The sequence below is a fragment of the Streptomyces sp. NPDC001513 genome, assembly GCF_042894695.1.
Taxonomy (GTDB): Bacteria; Actinomycetota; Actinomycetes; order Streptomycetales; family Streptomycetaceae; genus Streptomyces.
In genome coordinates, this window is the sequence record NZ_JBIAVU010000002.1 from 545325 (window position 1) to 559586 (window position 14262).

The 14262-nt window shown below is 71.7% G+C and carries 11 protein-coding genes; 4 read left to right on the top strand and 7 right to left on the bottom strand.

Going from position 1 to position 14262, the window contains the following annotated elements:
- Positions 1–5 precede the first annotated feature (5 nt).
- Positions 6–902 (bottom strand): oxygenase MpaB family protein, encoded by an 897-nt coding sequence (locus ACFYZ4_RS06070; RefSeq protein ID WP_390783183.1) that lies wholly within the window; start codon positions 900–902, stop codon positions 6–8.
- A 128-nt stretch (positions 903–1030) separates the two neighbouring features.
- Between ACFYZ4_RS06070 and sph the strand changes: the two genes are divergently transcribed.
- Entirely contained in the window at positions 1031–2020 is a 990-nt protein-coding gene (sph, locus tag ACFYZ4_RS06075; protein ID WP_390783184.1) for a sphingomyelin phosphodiesterase, read from the top strand.
- Between the two features lie 56 nt (positions 2021–2076).
- Here sph and ACFYZ4_RS06080 read toward each other — a convergent pair whose 3' ends face one another.
- Positions 2077–3918 (bottom strand): AMP-dependent synthetase/ligase, encoded by a 1842-nt coding sequence (locus tag ACFYZ4_RS06080; RefSeq protein ID WP_390783185.1) that lies wholly within the window; start codon positions 3916–3918, stop codon positions 2077–2079.
- A gap of 85 nt (positions 3919–4003) precedes the next feature.
- On the opposite strand from ACFYZ4_RS06080, the gene ACFYZ4_RS06085 reads away from it, so the two are divergent.
- Together ACFYZ4_RS06085 and ACFYZ4_RS06090 are read left to right on the top strand one after the other, a co-directional pair.
- The gene (locus ACFYZ4_RS06085) at positions 4004–4729 is read left to right on the top strand and encodes a MerR family transcriptional regulator (RefSeq protein WP_351592755.1); all 726 of its coding nucleotides are present in this window, start codon (positions 4004–4006) and stop codon (positions 4727–4729) included.
- A 59-nt stretch (positions 4730–4788) separates the two neighbouring features.
- Positions 4789–5370, top strand: coding sequence for a 1,4-alpha-glucan branching protein (locus ACFYZ4_RS06090; RefSeq protein ID WP_390783186.1), 582 nt, complete (start codon positions 4789–4791; stop codon positions 5368–5370).
- A 56-nt stretch (positions 5371–5426) separates the two neighbouring features.
- Here ACFYZ4_RS06090 and ACFYZ4_RS06095 read toward each other — a convergent pair whose 3' ends face one another.
- From ACFYZ4_RS06095 to ACFYZ4_RS06115, 5 genes are read right to left on the bottom strand one after another with little or no spacing between them, the layout of a single operon-like run.
- Positions 5427–7598, bottom strand: coding sequence for a 3-hydroxyacyl-CoA dehydrogenase NAD-binding domain-containing protein (locus ACFYZ4_RS06095; protein ID WP_390783187.1), 2172 nt, complete (start codon positions 7596–7598; stop codon positions 5427–5429).
- Positions 7599–7651: 53 nt separating this feature from the next.
- Positions 7652–8866: an acetyl-CoA C-acetyltransferase gene (locus tag ACFYZ4_RS06100; protein ID WP_384341774.1), complete on the bottom strand. Its 1215-nt coding sequence runs from the start codon at positions 8864–8866 to the stop codon at positions 7652–7654.
- A 57-nt stretch (positions 8867–8923) separates the two neighbouring features.
- Entirely contained in the window at positions 8924–10066 is a 1143-nt protein-coding gene (locus tag ACFYZ4_RS06105) for an acyl-CoA dehydrogenase family protein (RefSeq protein WP_351592745.1), read from the bottom strand.
- A gap of 11 nt (positions 10067–10077) precedes the next feature.
- A complete protein-coding gene (locus tag ACFYZ4_RS06110; RefSeq protein ID WP_390783188.1) occupies positions 10078–11103 on the bottom strand; it encodes an LLM class F420-dependent oxidoreductase in 1026 nt (341 codons plus the stop codon).
- Complete coding sequence (locus ACFYZ4_RS06115) at positions 11103–12254, bottom strand: CaiB/BaiF CoA transferase family protein (RefSeq protein ID WP_390783189.1); 1152 nt, start codon at positions 12252–12254, stop codon at positions 11103–11105. Before ACFYZ4_RS06115 ends, ACFYZ4_RS06110 begins: the two co-directional genes overlap by 1 nt.
- Positions 12255–12580: 326 nt before the next feature.
- Between ACFYZ4_RS06115 and ACFYZ4_RS06120 the strand changes: the two genes are divergently transcribed.
- Positions 12581–14194: a PKD domain-containing protein gene (locus tag ACFYZ4_RS06120; RefSeq protein WP_390783190.1), complete on the top strand. Its 1614-nt coding sequence runs from the start codon at positions 12581–12583 to the stop codon at positions 14192–14194.
- Positions 14195–14262: the final 68 nt, after the last annotated feature.

Consider the following 14262-nt stretch of genomic DNA (forward strand, 5'->3'; position numbering starts at 1 on the left):
CCCCGTCAGCGGGCGGCGGCGCGCCACCGGGCTCGCGCCGCCCGCGCGATGGGCAGGTACCGCAGCCGCTCCGGCAGCAGCGGTACGAGGAGCCGCAGGGCCGTGCTGAACCGGCGGAGCCTGCGCTCCTGGGCCGGGCTCCACTCCAGTCCGAGGGCGGCCCGTGCCTCGGGCGGCATGTACCCGACGGTGACGAAGGCCCGCAGGTGCAGGAACGCCGTCCGCAGGACGGGCCAGGTGAGCCGCAGCACCAGGCGTACGGCGAGGGATCCGGACTCGGGCCGCGGCAGCGGCACATCGGTGGCGATCAGCTCGCGGGCGACCTTGGTGGGCTCTGTCTCCTCGGCGAGCATCCGGCCCCAGTACGTCCAGTACTCCTCGATGCTCTGCGGCATGTCCCGGTCGTGGATGCCGAGGATCCGGCCCACCATCAGCCACTCCCGGTAGAGCTGCCGCTCCTGGGCGGGGGTGAAGCGGCGCAGCAGGTAGCGCCCCGCGTACAGGTAGACGGGGAAGCCGGTGGCGTGCACCCAGGAGTAGCAGGCGGGGTCGAGGGAGTGGTAGGGCCGGCCGCGGGTGTCGGTGCCCTGGATCTCCTTGTGCAGGCGGCGGACCCGGCGGCCCTCCTCGGCGGCTTCCTCCCCGCCGTACACCCACAGCTGGACCGAGCGCAGCGAGCGCTCGCCGCGGCCCCAGGGGTCGGTGCGGAAGACGGAGTACTGGTCGACGCCGGCTCCGATCGCGGGGTGGGCGACCTGCAGGGTGAAGGCGGCGGGCAGCATCAGCAGGGCCCGTATGTCGCCGGCGATGGTCCACAGCACCCCGCCCGGGGGCGGCGGCTCGGGGTCGGTGCGGGGGCGCGCGGGGCGGCTTTCGGAGGCGTGGGCTGCCGTTCTTTCCATGTCACCAGTATGCGAGAGCCAGATGGCCCCGAGCCGGACAGAAAGTCGCTGCACAGGTGTTACCCAGAGGTAACCGTGGCTGCTTGGATGACGGAGCCGATCTTCCCGCAGGAATGATGGAGTCCCCCATGCCGCAGAACTCCCCCCGCCGCCACCGTGCCGCCGCAGCGGCCGTAGCGGCGGTCGCCGCCGGCGCCCTGGCCGCCACCTCCGCGCCCGCCGCCACGGCCGCGGAGGGCGCCGCCGCCCCGCGGCTCAGCGTGCTGTCGTACAACGTGTTCCTGATGAGCAAGAACCTCTACCCGAACTGGGGTCAGGACCACCGGGCCGCGGAGATCCCCAAGGCCTCCTTCTACCAGGGCCACGACGTGGTCGTGCTCCAGGAGGCCTTCGACAACGGCACGTCGGACGCGCTGAAGGCCAACTCGGCCGCGCAGTACCCGTACCAGACCCCGGTCGTCGGCCGCAGCAAGAGCGGCTGGGACGCCACGGGCGGCGCCTACTCCTCCACCACCCCGGAGGACGGCGGCGTCACGATCCTGAGCAAGTGGCCGATCGTCCGCAAGGAGCAGGTGGTCTACAAGGACGCCTGCGGCGCCGACTGGTGGTCCAACAAGGGCTTCGCCTACGTGGTGCTGAACGTGAACGGCGCGAAGGTGCACGTGGTCGGCACGCACGCCCAGTCCACCGACCCGGGCTGCGGCGCGGGCGAGGCGGCGGACATGCGCGCCCGCCAGTTCCGCGCGATCGACGCGTTCCTCGACGGGAAGAACATCCCGGCGAACGAGCAGGTCATCGTGGCGGGCGACCTGAACGTCGACTCGCGCACGCCCGAGTACGCCGCCCTGCTCGCCAACGCCGACCTGGCGGGCACCGACACGCGCACGGGCCACCCGTACTCCTTCGACACCGCGCTGAACTCGATAGCGAACTACCGCTACCCGACCGACCCGCGCGAGGACCTGGACTACGTCCTCTACCGCAAGGGCAACGCCCGCCCCGCGGGCTGGGAGAACAACGTGGTCAAGGAGCAGTCGGCGCCCTGGACGGTCTCCAGCTGGGGCACCTCCTACACCTACACCAACCTCTCCGACCACTACCCGCTGATCGGCCGCTAGCGGCCGCGCACCGCACCCGGTCCGTCCCCCCGGGTGCGGTGCGCCGGCTCAGCCGGTCACGGAGCCTCGTACGGCTCCTCGTACAGTCCGTCGATCAGTGCGCCGTACTTGTCGCGGATCACGCGGCGGCGGAGCTTGAGCGAGGGCGTGAGCTCCCCGCTGTCGGGACCCCACTCCCCGGTCAGCAGGCGGTACCGCTTGATCTGCTCGGTCCGGTTGAGCCGGGCGTTCGCCGCCTCGACCGCGCGGGCGATCTCCTCCCGGACCGCCGGGTGCGCGGCGAGCTCGGCCGGGGAGGTGGCCTCGATGCCCCGGGCGGCGGCCCAGACCGGGGCCAGTTCGGGGTCCAGGACCAGCAGGGCGACGAGGTAGGACCGGCCGTCGCCGTGGACCAGGGCCTGGCCGATCAGGGGGTGCTCCTTGACCGTGTTCTCCACCAGCGCCGGCGAGACGTTCTTGCCGTTCGAGGTGATGATCAGTTCCTTCTTGCGGTCGGTCAGCCAGAGGAACCCGTCCTCGTCGAGCCGGCCCACGTCCCCGGTGGGGAACCAGCCCTCGTCGTCGGACGCGCTCTCCACCGTGCCGTCCGGCCGCAGATAGCCGCCGAAGACCGTCGCACCGCGGGTGAGGATCTCCCCGTCCTCGGCGAGCCTCAGCTCCAGCCCCTCGATCGGGCGGCCCACCGAGCCGAGCCGGAAGCGGTCCGGGCTGTTGACCGTGCACACGCCCGCCGTCTCGGTGAGCCCCCAGGCGTCCATGATCGTGATGCCCCAGCCGGCCCAGAAGCGGACCACGTCGATCGGCATCGGCGCGGTGGCACTGGCCGTCCAGACCAGCCGGTCCAGCCCGGCCAGCCGCAGCAGCGGGTCCAGCACCTGCTCCTTCGCCCCGCTGTACGAGGCTTCGAGCGCGGCCGGCACGTCCTCGCCCCGCTCCCGGTGGCCGGCCCGGGCGCGGGCCAGGTCGTTCGCGGCCTCGATGGCCGTGCGCTGCGCCTCGGGCAGCTGCGCGAGGACCGCGCGGACCGAGGCGGCGAGCTTCTCCCACACGCGGGGCACGCCGAAGAACTGCACCGGGTGCAGTTCGCGGACCGCCCCCGCCACGGCGGTGGGGTCGGCGCACAGCCGTACGTGCGCGGCCCGCAGCAGGGGCAGGTAGATGCCGAGGACGCGCTCGGCGATGTGCGCGAACGGCAGGTAGCAGAGGTGCTCGGCGTGCTCGGGCAGGTCGACGTGCCGGTCGAGGCGGATCGCCTGGAGCATGAGGTTGCGGTGGGTCAGCCGCACGCCCTTGGGGTCGCCGGTGGTCCCGGAGGTGTAGACGACGGTCAGCGGGTCCTCGGGGCGCGTCTCCTGCCAGGCCTTCTCGAAGGCGTCGGCGCGGTGCAGCCGGGCCCCGCTCGCGTGCAGGGAGCCGTAGGTGGAGTGCCCGCCCGCGTCGGCCGCCTCGGCCACGACGAGGCGCTCCAGCGGAACGGTCGCGTCGGCCAGCAGCGGCTCCCACCGCCGCAGTTCACGGGCGCCCTCGACGACGGCGACCCGGGCCCGGCTGTGGCGGGCGATGTGGGCGATCTGCTCGGGCGCGGAGGTCCCGTACACGGTGACGGGCACGGCGCCGAGGTGCACGAGGGCGAGGTCGCTGAGCCAGTGCTCGGGACGGTTGCCCATCATCAGCAGGACGTGCTCGCCGCGCTCGACCCCGAGGGCGGCGTAGCCGGAGGCGAGGACGGCCACATTTCGGCGGACCTCGCTCCAGGTGAGGGTCGCCCAGTCGGCGGAGCCGGGGCCGGCGCGCCACGAGAGGGCGGGGAGGTCCCCGTGCTCGGCGGCGTTGCGGGCCAGCAGGGCGGGGAGGGTGATCTCTTCGGGTCGTCCGGGCAGTCGCAGGTTCGTGGTCATGGGCAGCTCCTGGCCGTTTCACATCGTTGGTGCGACAGCAATACTGTTGAACCCAAGCTGTGGAGCAGAGAGCGAGGCGCAGACGATGGCCGACCAGGCAACCGAGCCGATGCTCACCGTCGACGAGCTGGCGGCCAGGGCGGGTGTCACCGTGCGCACCGTACGGTTCTACAGCACCCGCGGGCTTTTGCCCCCTCCCGTGATCGGCCCTCGTCGGGTGGGCCACTACGGGCCGGAGCACCTGTCCCGGCTGGCCCTGATCGAGGAACTGCAGCACCAGGGCATGACGCTGTCCGCCATCGAGCGCTATCTGGACGCGCTGCCCGACGACCTGAGCGCCCACGACCTGGCGATCCACCGGGCGATGGTGGCCAGTTGGGCCCCGGACGCGGCCCGGGAGGTCTCGCGCGAGGAGCTGGAGAAGCGGGCCGGTCGGGGCCTGTCGGACACCGACGTGCGGCGGCTGACGGCGATGAACGTGCTGGCCGCCTCGGGCGACGGGTTCCGGGTGGACGTGGGGCTGCTGCGGCTGGGGGTCGCCCTGCTCGACGTGCCGATCGCGCACGAGACGATCCTGGCGGCGCGCAGGGTGCTGGTGGAGCACACCCGATCGGCCGCGCACGAGCTGACGGCGCTGTTCCGGGACGAGGTGTGGGGCCCGTTCACGCGGGACGAGAGCGATCCGGAGCGGGTGGAGTCGATGAAGGCGCTGTCGGCGCACATGCAGCCGATGGTGGTCCAGGCTCTGGTCACCGCCTTCCAGCGGTCGCTGAAGGAGGAGCTGAAGGCGGCGTTCGCCCCGGAGGCGTGACGCCCCGCAGCCTCACCCGGGTCGCCCAACAGGGCGCCCCACCGGATAGGTTCGCCGTCATGGCGATCATCCACAAGACCACGATGAGCCCCGGCAAGCTGGAGCTGCTTGCCGCGTGGCTGCCGGCCCAGCCCTGGTACCTGCCCACCGGCCGGCCGCCGGTCCTGGCCCGCGCGGGCGGTTTCCGGCTCGACGACCCGGAGGGCGAGGTGGGCATCGAGTTCATGGTGGTCACCGACGCCTCCGGCGAGGAGCCGACGGCGTACCACGTGCCGCTCACCTACCGCGCCGCGCCGCTGGCGGGCGCCGAGGCGGCCCTGGTCGGCACCACCGAGCACGGCGTCCTCGGACGCCGCTGGGTGTACGACGGGCCGCACGACCCGGTGCTGGCGGCGCAGCTGCTCGCACTGTTCCAGGGCCGTGCCGAGCCGCAGGCGCAGAGCCTGAGCGACACCCCGGACCCCACCGTCACCGCGCGGTACGACGGACCGGAGCCGGCGGGCGCCGACGCGCTCACCGTGACGCGCGTGCTCGGGGACGCGGCCCCGGCGGCCGCGCCCCTCGGCGAGGTCACCGCGGGCTGGACCGGCCCGGACGGGACCGCGCACCGGGGCGTGTTCGCGTCCCTCGCCGCGCACTGACCCCGCGGTCCCGGGGGCGGCAACCGCCCCCGGGACCGCGGTAGGGCGCCGTGCGCTCAGTCGGCGTACGTCTCGCCGCGCTCGGCCTTCTCCACGAGGGAGGCGGGCGGGGTGAAGCGCTCGCCGTACTTCTCGGCGAGCTCGCGGGCGCGGGCGACGAAGCCCGGCAGACCGCCCTCGTAGCCGTTGATGTACTGGATGACGCCGCCGGTCCAGGCCGGGAAGCCGATGCCCATGATGGAGCCGATGTTGGCGTCGGCGATGGAGGTGAGGACGCCCTCGTCGAGGCAGCGGACGGTGTCCACGGCCTCGGAGAAGAGCATCCGCTCCTTCATGTCCCGGAAGGGGATCTCGGCGTCCGGCTTGGCGAAGTGCTCGCGCAGGCCCGGCCAGATGCCGGCGCGCTTGCCCGCCTCGTCGTACGCGTAGAAGCCGGCGCCGCCGCTGCGGCCCGGGCGGCCGAACTCGTCGACCATCCGGTCGATGACGGTGTCGGCGGGGTGCTCGGTCCAGGTCCGGCCCTCGGCCTCGAAGGCCTTGCGGGTCTCGTTGCGGATCTTGCGCGGCAGGGTGAGGGTGAGCTCGTCCATCAGCGAGAGCACCTTGGCCGGGTAGCCGGCCTGGGCGGCGGCCTGCTCGATCGAGGCGGGCTCGATGCCCTCGCCGACCATGGCCACACCCTCGTTGATGAACTGGCCGATGACGCGCGAGGTGAAGAAGCCGCGCGAGTCGTTGACCACGATCGGGGTCTTGTTGATCTGGCGGACCAGGTCGAAGGCGCGGGCGATGGCCTCGTCGCCGGTCTGCTCCCCCTTGATGATCTCGACGAGCGGCATCTTGTCGACGGGCGAGAAGAAGTGCAGCCCGATGAAGTCGGCGGGCCGCTTCACGCCCTCCGCGAGGCCGGAGATCGGCAGGGTGGAGGTGTTGGAGCACAGCAGCGCGTCGGGTGCGATGACGTCCTGGATCTCCTGGAACACCTTGTGCTTCAGGGAGGTGTCCTCGAACACGGCCTCGATGACGGCGTCGCAGCCCGCCAGGTCGGCGGCGTCCGCGGTCGGAGTGATCCGGGCGAGCAGCTCGGCGCGCTGGGCCTCGGTGCTCCGGCCGCGGGAGACGGCCTTGTCGAGGAGCTTCTCGGAGTACGCCTTGCCCTTGGCGGCGGCCTCGGCGCTGACGTCCTTCAGCACCACCTCGATGCCCGCGCGGGCGCAGGAGTACGCGATGCCCGCGCCCATCATGCCGGCGCCGAGGACGGCGACCTTGGTGACCTTGCGGGGCGCGATGCCCTGCGGGCGGCTGCGGCCGGCGTTGACGGCCTGGAGGTCGAAGAAGAACGCCTGGATCATGTTCTTCGCGGTCTGCCCGGTGACCAGCTCGGTGAAGTAGCGGGCCTCGATGGTCAGCGCGGTCTCGAAGTCCACCTGGGCGCCCTCGACGGCGCAGGCCAGGATGTTGCGCGGGGCCGGGTACGGGGCCCCGTTCAGCTGCTTCTTCAGGCTGGCCGGGAAGGCCGGGAGGTTCGCGGCGAACTTCGGGTTCGACGGCGTGCCGCCCGGGATGCGGTAGCCGGGTACGTCCCAGGGCTGCTTCGACTCGGGGTTCGCGTCGATGAACGCGCGGGCCTTGGCGAGCATGTCCTCGGGGGTCTCGGCCAGTTCGTGGACCAGGCCGTTCTCCAGGGCGCGCTTCGGGTTGTACTGGGTGCCCTGGAGCAGCACCTTGAGCAGCGCGTCGGCGATGCCCATCAGGCGGACGGTGCGGGTGACGCCGCCGCCGGCCGGGAGCAGGCCGAGGGTGACCTCGGGCAGGCCGATCTTGGAGCCGGGGGCGTCGAGGGCCACGCGGTGGTGGGAGGCGAGGCAGATCTCGTATCCGCCGCCGAGGGCCGCGCCGTTGATCGCGGCGACGACGGGCTTGCCGAGGGTCTCGATGCGGCGCAGCGAGCGCTTGATCTCGGTGCCGGTGTCGAAGGCGAGCTGCGCGTGCTCGGGGCGCAGCCGGATCATGTCCTTGAGGTCGCCGCCCGCGAAGAAGGTCTTCTTGGCGGAGGTGTAGATGATGCCGCGGATGGAGTCCTTCTCGGCCTCGGCGCGGTCGGCGATCGCCGCGATGGAGTCCTTGAAGGCCTGGTTCATCGTGTTCGCGGACTGGTCGGGGTCGTCGAGGACGAGGGTGACGACGCCGGTCTCGTCCTGTTCCCAGCGGATCGTGGTGGACTCGCTCATGGTCACTGCTTTCGTGTCGGTCCGTGCGGAGGAGGGTCTGGGGACAGGACGGTTCAGAGTCGTTCGACGATGGTGGCGACGCCCATGCCGCCGCCGACGCAGAGGGTGACGAGGCCGTAGCGCTTGTCCTGGCGCTCCAGCTCGTCGACGATCGTGCCGAGGATCATGGCGCCGGTGGCGCCGAGCGGGTGGCCGAGCGCGATGGCGCCGCCGTTGACGTTGACCTTGTCCAGGGACAGGCCCATGTCCTTGACGAAGCGCAGCACGACGCCGGCGAACGCCTCGTTGATCTCGACCAGGTCGATGTCGTCGATGGTCAGGCCGGCCTTGGCGAGGGCCTTGCGGGTGGCGGGGGCGGGGCCGGTGAGCATGATGGTGGGCTCGGAGCCGGACACGGCGGCGGAGACGATCCGGGCGCGCGGGGTCAGCCCGTTGCGCTCGCCCGCCTCGCGGGAGCCGATGGCGACGAGCGAGGCGCCGTCGACGATGCCGGAGGAGTTGCCCGCGTGGTGGACGTGGTCGATCTTCTCGACCCAGTGGTACTTCTGCAGCGCGACCGCGTCGAAGCCGCCGAGCTCGCCGATGTCCGCGAAGGAGGGCTTCAGCTTGGCGAGGGTGTCGGCGGTGGTGCCGGGGCGGACGAACTCGTCGTGGTCCAGGACGACCAGGCCGTTGCGGTCGGTGACCGGGACGACCGACTTCGCGAAGCGGCCCTCCTTGATGGCGGCGGCGGCGCGCTCCTGCGAGAGGGCGGCGTACTCGTCCACGTCGCGCCGGGAGAATCCCTCGATGGTGGCGATCAGGTCGGCGCCGATGCCCTGCGGGACGAAGTTGACGTCCCAGTTCGTCATCGGGTCGTTGAACCAGGCGCCGCCGTCCGAGGCCATCGGGACGCGGGACATGGACTCCACGCCGCCCGCGAGGACCAGGTCCTCCCAGCCGGAACGGACCTTGGCGGCGGCCAGGTTGACGGCCTCAAGGCCGGAGGCGCAGAAGCGGTTCTCCTGTACGCCGGCCACCGTGTCCGGGAGGCCCGCGGCGATGGCCGCGATCCGGGCGATGTCGGAGCCCTGGTCGCCGACCGGGCCGACGACGCCGAGCACGATGTCGTCGATGGTGGCGGGGTCCAGGCCGGGGTTGCGCTCGCGCAGGGCGTCGATGAGTCCGACGACCAGATCGATCGGCTTGGTGCCGTGCAGGGAGCCATTGGCCTTGCCGCGGCCGCGCGGGGTGCGGATCGCGTCGTATACGTAAGCTTCGGTGCTCACTGGTCAAGCCTTTCGGAGTGTTCTGGGCGGAAGGGTTCCGGGAAGGGTCCGGGAGGTTCAGCCGAGGAGGGAGCGGCCGATGATCTCTTTCATGATCTCGGTCGTGCCGCCGTAGATGGTCTGGATGCGGCCGTCGGTGAAGGCCCGCGCGACCCGGTATTCGGTCATGTATCCGTAGCCGCCGTGGAGTTGCAGACAGCGGTCGGCGACGCGCTTCTGCAGCTCGGTGGCCCACCACTTGGCCATCGAGGCGTGCACGTGGTCCAGTTCGCCGTTCGAGTGGTCGGTGATGCACCGGTCGAGGAAGGTCCGGGTGACCGCGACCTCGGTGGCCATCTCCGCGATCTCGAAGCGGATGTGCTGGAGCTTGGAGAGCGGACGGCCGAAGGCCTCGCGCTCCTTCACGTACTGCGTGGTGATCTCCAGCAGGTGCTCGGCGGCGGCGATGCCGGCCATCGCGATGCCCATCCGCTCCTGCGCGAGATTCGTCATCAGGTGGACGAAGGCCCCGTTCGGCTCGCCGAGCAGGTTCTCCTTCGGGACGCGTACGTCGGTGAAGAACAGCTCGGCGGTGTCCTGGGACTTCTGGCCGATCTTGTCGAGGTTGCGGCCGCGCTCGAAGCCCTCCGCGCCGCGCTCGACGACCAGCAGCGACAGTCCGTGCGCCCCGCCCTCGGGGGTGGTCTTGGCGACCACGATCACCAGGTCGGCGAGGATGCCGTTGGAGATGAAGGTCTTGGAGCCGTTCAGCACCCAGTGGTCGCCGCGGTCCTCGGCGGTGGTCCGGATCCCCTGGAGGTCGGAGCCCGCCCCGGGCTCGGTCATCGCGATGGCGGTGATGGTCTCACCGGAGCAGAATCCGGGCAGCCAGCGGCGCTTCTGCTCCTCGGTGGCGAGCGAGGTCAGGTACGGGCCGATGATGTCGTTGTGCAGGCCGATGGCCAGCCCGGGGGCGCCCGCGCGGGTGAACTCCTCCGCGATCACGGCGGCGTAGCGGAAGTCGGTGTTCCCGCCCCCGCCGTACTCCTCGGGGACGGCGAGGCCCAGCAGCCCCTGCCGGCCCGCGGCCCGCCAGGCCTCGCGGCTGACGATGCCGTCCTTCTCCCACTGGTCGTAGTGCGGCAGCACCTCCTTGGTGAGGAAGGTGCGCACGGTCTCGCGGAACGCCTCGTGGTCGGCGTCGAAGATCTGGCGTTTCATCGGTCGGCTCCCTAAAGCCAGTTCTTGACGGTTTCGATCAGCCGGGCCGGCTCGGCCCCGACGGGAGTGACGTTGAGCATGGTGACGCCCGCCTCCCGGAAGGCCTCGACGCGCTCGCGCACGTAGCCCTCGGGCCCGCACAGGGTCATCAGCTCGCAGAACTCGTCCGGCACGGCGGCGGCCGCGTCGCGCTTGCGGCCGGAGAGGTAGAGCTCCTGGATCGTGCGGGCCTCCTCCTCGTAGCCGTAGGCCACGGCGAGGTCGTTGTAGAAGTTCTTGCCGACCGCGCCCATGCCGCCGACGTACAGGGCGATCTGCGGGCGCGCGAGGTCCCGTACGGCGGCCGCGTCCTCGCCGATGGCGAGCAGGCCCCCGGCGACGGTCTGCAGCGGGCCGAGCTCCGGCGCCCGCTTGGCCGCGCCCTCGGCGAGGGGCCCGCCCCACACCGCGCCGGCCTTCTCCGGGATGAAGAGGGTCGGCAGCCAGCCGTCGGCGATCTCGGCGGTCATCCGCACGTTGGCCGGGCCGAGCGAGGCGATGTAGACGGGGATCGCGTCGCGGACGGGCCGGGTGAGGATCTTCAGGGGCTTGCCCAGCCCGCTGCCCCGCTCCGGGGGCAGCGGCATGTCGGTGATGCCGTGATGGTCGATCGTCTCGCGGCGCCAGATGCGGCGGCACAGCTCGACGGTCTCGCGGGTCCGGCCTAGCGGCTTGTCGTACGGCTTCCCGTGCCAGCCCTCGACGACCTGCGGGCCGGAGGCGCCGAGGCCGAGCAGGGCCCGGCCGCCGGAGAGCGCGTCCAGGCCGGCGGCGGTCTGGGCGATGAGGCCGGGGGTGCGCGAGTAGACGTTGAGGATGGCCGAGCCGATCTTCATGCGCTCGGTGCGGGCGGCCAGGTATCCCATGATCGTCGGGGAGTCGAAGCCCCAGGCCTCGGCCACCCACACGGCGTCGAGCCCGGCCGCCTCCAGCTCGGCCGCCCGGTCCGCCGCCTGCCGCGGGTCACCGGCGTAGTCGAGCATCATCGACAGTTCCATCAGACGTCCTTCGGGAGCAGGGCCGGTACGTCCCAGTCGGCGGCCACGGATTCGGTGTGCGCACCCGGCTGGGCCGGGCCCCCGGTGACGGCGGCCGGGGTCGCGGAGAAGCGGGGCGCCGGTGCGGGCTGGGTGATCCCGCCGAACTCGGTGAAGGTGGCGCGGGCGGCCAGGTGCGGGTGGTGCGGGGCCTCGCGCAGCGAGAGCACGGGCGCCACACAGGCGTCGGTGCCCTCGAAGACGGCCGTCCACTCCTCGCGCGTACGGGTCCTGAAGCGTGCGGCGACCACCTCGCGCAGTTCGCCCCAGCGGGCCAGGTCCTTGCGGGCCGGGGCCTCGTCCTTGATGCCGAGGAGTTCCACGAAGGTGTCGTAGAACTGCTGCTCCAGCGCGCCGACCGCCATGTACCCGCCGTCGGAGGTCTCGTAGGTGCCGTAGAAGGGGCAGCCGCCGTCGAGCAGGTTGGCCCCGCGGCGGTCCTGCCAGCCGCCGGCCGCCATCATCCCGTGGATCATGGCGGTGAGGTGGGCGGTGCCGTCGACGATGGCCGCGTCGACGACCTGGCCGGTGCCGGTGGTCCGGGCGTGCTGGAGCGCGGCGAGGACCCCGATCACCAGGTAGAGCGAGCCGCCCGCGTAGTCCCCGACCAGGTTGGCGGGGATGGCCGGCGGCTCCCCCGGGTTTCCGATCATGCCGAGGGCGCCGGTGACGGCGATGTACGCGATGTCGTGCCCGGCGCTCTGCGCGAGCGGGCCCTCCTGGCCCCAGCCGGTCATCCGCCCGTAGACGAGCTTCGGGTTGCGGGCGTGGCAGTCGGCCGGGCCGACGCCGAGCCGTTCGGCGACCCCGGGGCGGAACCCCTCGACGAGGACGTCGGCCCGCTCGACCAGGTCCAGGACGCGGGCGGGCCCGTCGGCGGACTTCAGGTCGACCAGGACGGAGCGCTTGTTGCGGTTGGTGACGTCGTAGGCGGGGTTGACGGCGAGCCCGCCGCCGCCGGGCCGGTCCACCCGTACGACGTCCGCGCCCAGGTCGGCGAGGAGCATGGCGGCGAACGGTCCGGGGCCGATGCCCGCCAGCTCGACGACGCGCAATCCGGCGAGCGGGCCGGGCCCGCTCGCGTCCCGGTTCCCGTTCCCTGTCACTGCCATCGGGCCCCCAGCGGCTCTGGTGTGCGAGGTGTGCTGCTGTATGACACAACTGATGTAACACCAGTGATGCTAGGAACGTGTTCCACCGAGCACAAGCCCCCGGGCGGCGTGGGGCCGGTATCGGTCGGCGCCTGATGTTTGGATCGGCGAAAGCGAGGCCAAGATGTAGTGCCACCCCCCTGATCAATCGCTGTGCGGCTGTGTACTCTGAACACGCTTTCGAACTTGTTCAAGCGTTCAACCAGAAATATGGGGGGCCGGTGCGCAGTCGCCGACTTGTAATTTCCGCTGCCGCAATCGCAGCAGGCGTGGGTCTCATCCCGGGCGTGGCACAGGCCGATCCGGCTCACCCCGACGCCCACGGTGCGACCGTTCCCGACCTGGACCTGGGCAAGACCAAGGGTTCCAAGTCGAAGGGTCACACCTTCACCAGCCCCGCCGAGCGCTCGGTCCGCAAGACCCTGCCCGCCGGGAAGGCCGGGGCGGCCGCCGCCCCGCAGGCGCAGTCCGTCGCCGCCAACCCCGACCTCGCGGTCGGTGTGTACGCCTACGGCACCACGGCGCACGGCGTCGAGCTGGACACCGTCATCACGAGCGCCCCCAGCGCCCTCGAGGTCACCGTCAACTGGGGCGACGGCAAGACGGACGTGCTGAGCGCGTCCGGCGACACCACGCTCACCACCCCGCACACCTACGCCGAGGTCGGCTCCTACACGGTCAAGGTCACCGTCAAGGACACCGCCAACGCCGTGTCGGCCGTGAACGAGGTCGTGTTCGTCACCCAGGGCTCGGACTTCACCCCGTACGCGCCCACCCGCCTCCTCGACACCCGCGACGGGACCGGCGCCGCCAAGGGCAAGGTCGCCCCGTACGGCTCCACCCGCGTGAAGGTCGGCGGCAACGGCACGATCCCCGCCGGGGTCACCGCCGTGGTCCTCAACATCACGGTCACCAACACCACGTCCGCCGGACACATCACGGCGTTCCCCGAGGGCACCGACCGTCCGACCACGTCGAACGTCAACTTCAAGGCCGGTCAGACCGTCCCGAACCTGGTCATCGTGCCCGTGGGCAAGAACGGCTACGTCGAGCTGGCCAACCGCGGCGGCCAGTCGGTCGACCTGATCGCGGACGTCACGGGCTACTTCAGCTCCACCGCGTCCAGCGGCTACACCCCGATCACCCCGTCCCGCTTCGTCGACACCCGCGAGGGCCTCGGCACGGTCAAGGGCCAGCTCGGCGGCCGGAAGACCTTCTCCACCCAGATCAGCGGCCTGCGCGGCGTGCCCCAGGGCATCACCGCCGTGGCGCTCAACGTGACCGTCACCAACCCGAAGGAAGCCGGCCACCTGTCGGTCTTCCCGGGCGGCGGCGCCACCCCGACCGCGTCCAACCTGAACTTCACCCCCGGCCAGACGATCGCCAACTCGGTGATCGTCCCCGTCGGCGCGGACGGCAAGATCAGCGTCTTCAACGGCGCCTGGGCCGGCACCGACGTCGTCGTCGACGTCGTGGGCTTCTACAGCAAGGACAGCACGAGCGCCTTCATACCGCTCGAGCCGGAGCGTCTGCTCGACACCCGCGACGCGGCGAGCTGGGCCTGGGGCCCGCTGGGCGCCCGTAGCTACGTCTACATGCCGCTCTCGTACAACGCGCCGAGCATCACGGGCTTCGTGATGAACTCCACGGTCACCAACACGAACGGCGACGGGTTCCTCACGGTCACCCCGGACCCGAACTCGATGGACGACTACGACAACGGCACCGAGAGCTGGCCGACGCCGCCCAACTCCTCGAACCTGAACTGGACGAAGGGCGACACCGTCCCGAACCTGGTCCAGGCGAGCACCGGGAGCAACGGCATCGTCGACTTCTGGAACCAGGGCTGGGAGGACATCGACCTCGTCGTCGACCTCTTCGGCCTGTACCAGCAGGGCTGATCCACCGGCAGGTGACTCACGCAGCGCCCCGGGCGCGGCCTCAAGGCCGTTCCCGGGGCGCTGTTCTC

Coding starts and splice junctions, on each gene's coding strand:
- ACFYZ4_RS06070 (WP_390783183.1), bottom strand. CDS start 902: ATGGAAAGAACGGCAGCCCACGCCTCCGAAAGCCGCCCCGCGCGCCCC.
- ACFYZ4_RS06105 (WP_351592745.1), bottom strand. CDS start 10,066: ATGAAACGCCAGATCTTCGACGCCGACCACGAGGCGTTCCGCGAGACC.
- ACFYZ4_RS06090 (WP_390783186.1), top strand. CDS start 4,789: ATGGCGATCATCCACAAGACCACGATGAGCCCCGGCAAGCTGGAGCTG.
- ACFYZ4_RS06115 (WP_390783189.1), bottom strand. CDS start 12,254: ATGGCAGTGACAGGGAACGGGAACCGGGACGCGAGCGGGCCCGGCCCG.
- ACFYZ4_RS06095 (WP_390783187.1), bottom strand. CDS start 7,598: ATGAGCGAGTCCACCACGATCCGCTGGGAACAGGACGAGACCGGCGTC.
- sph (WP_390783184.1), top strand. CDS start 1,031: ATGCCGCAGAACTCCCCCCGCCGCCACCGTGCCGCCGCAGCGGCCGTA.
- ACFYZ4_RS06110 (WP_390783188.1), bottom strand. CDS start 11,103: ATGGAACTGTCGATGATGCTCGACTACGCCGGTGACCCGCGGCAGGCG.
- ACFYZ4_RS06085 (WP_351592755.1), top strand. CDS start 4,004: ATGGCCGACCAGGCAACCGAGCCGATGCTCACCGTCGACGAGCTGGCG.
- ACFYZ4_RS06080 (WP_390783185.1), bottom strand. CDS start 3,918: ATGACCACGAACCTGCGACTGCCCGGACGACCCGAAGAGATCACCCTC.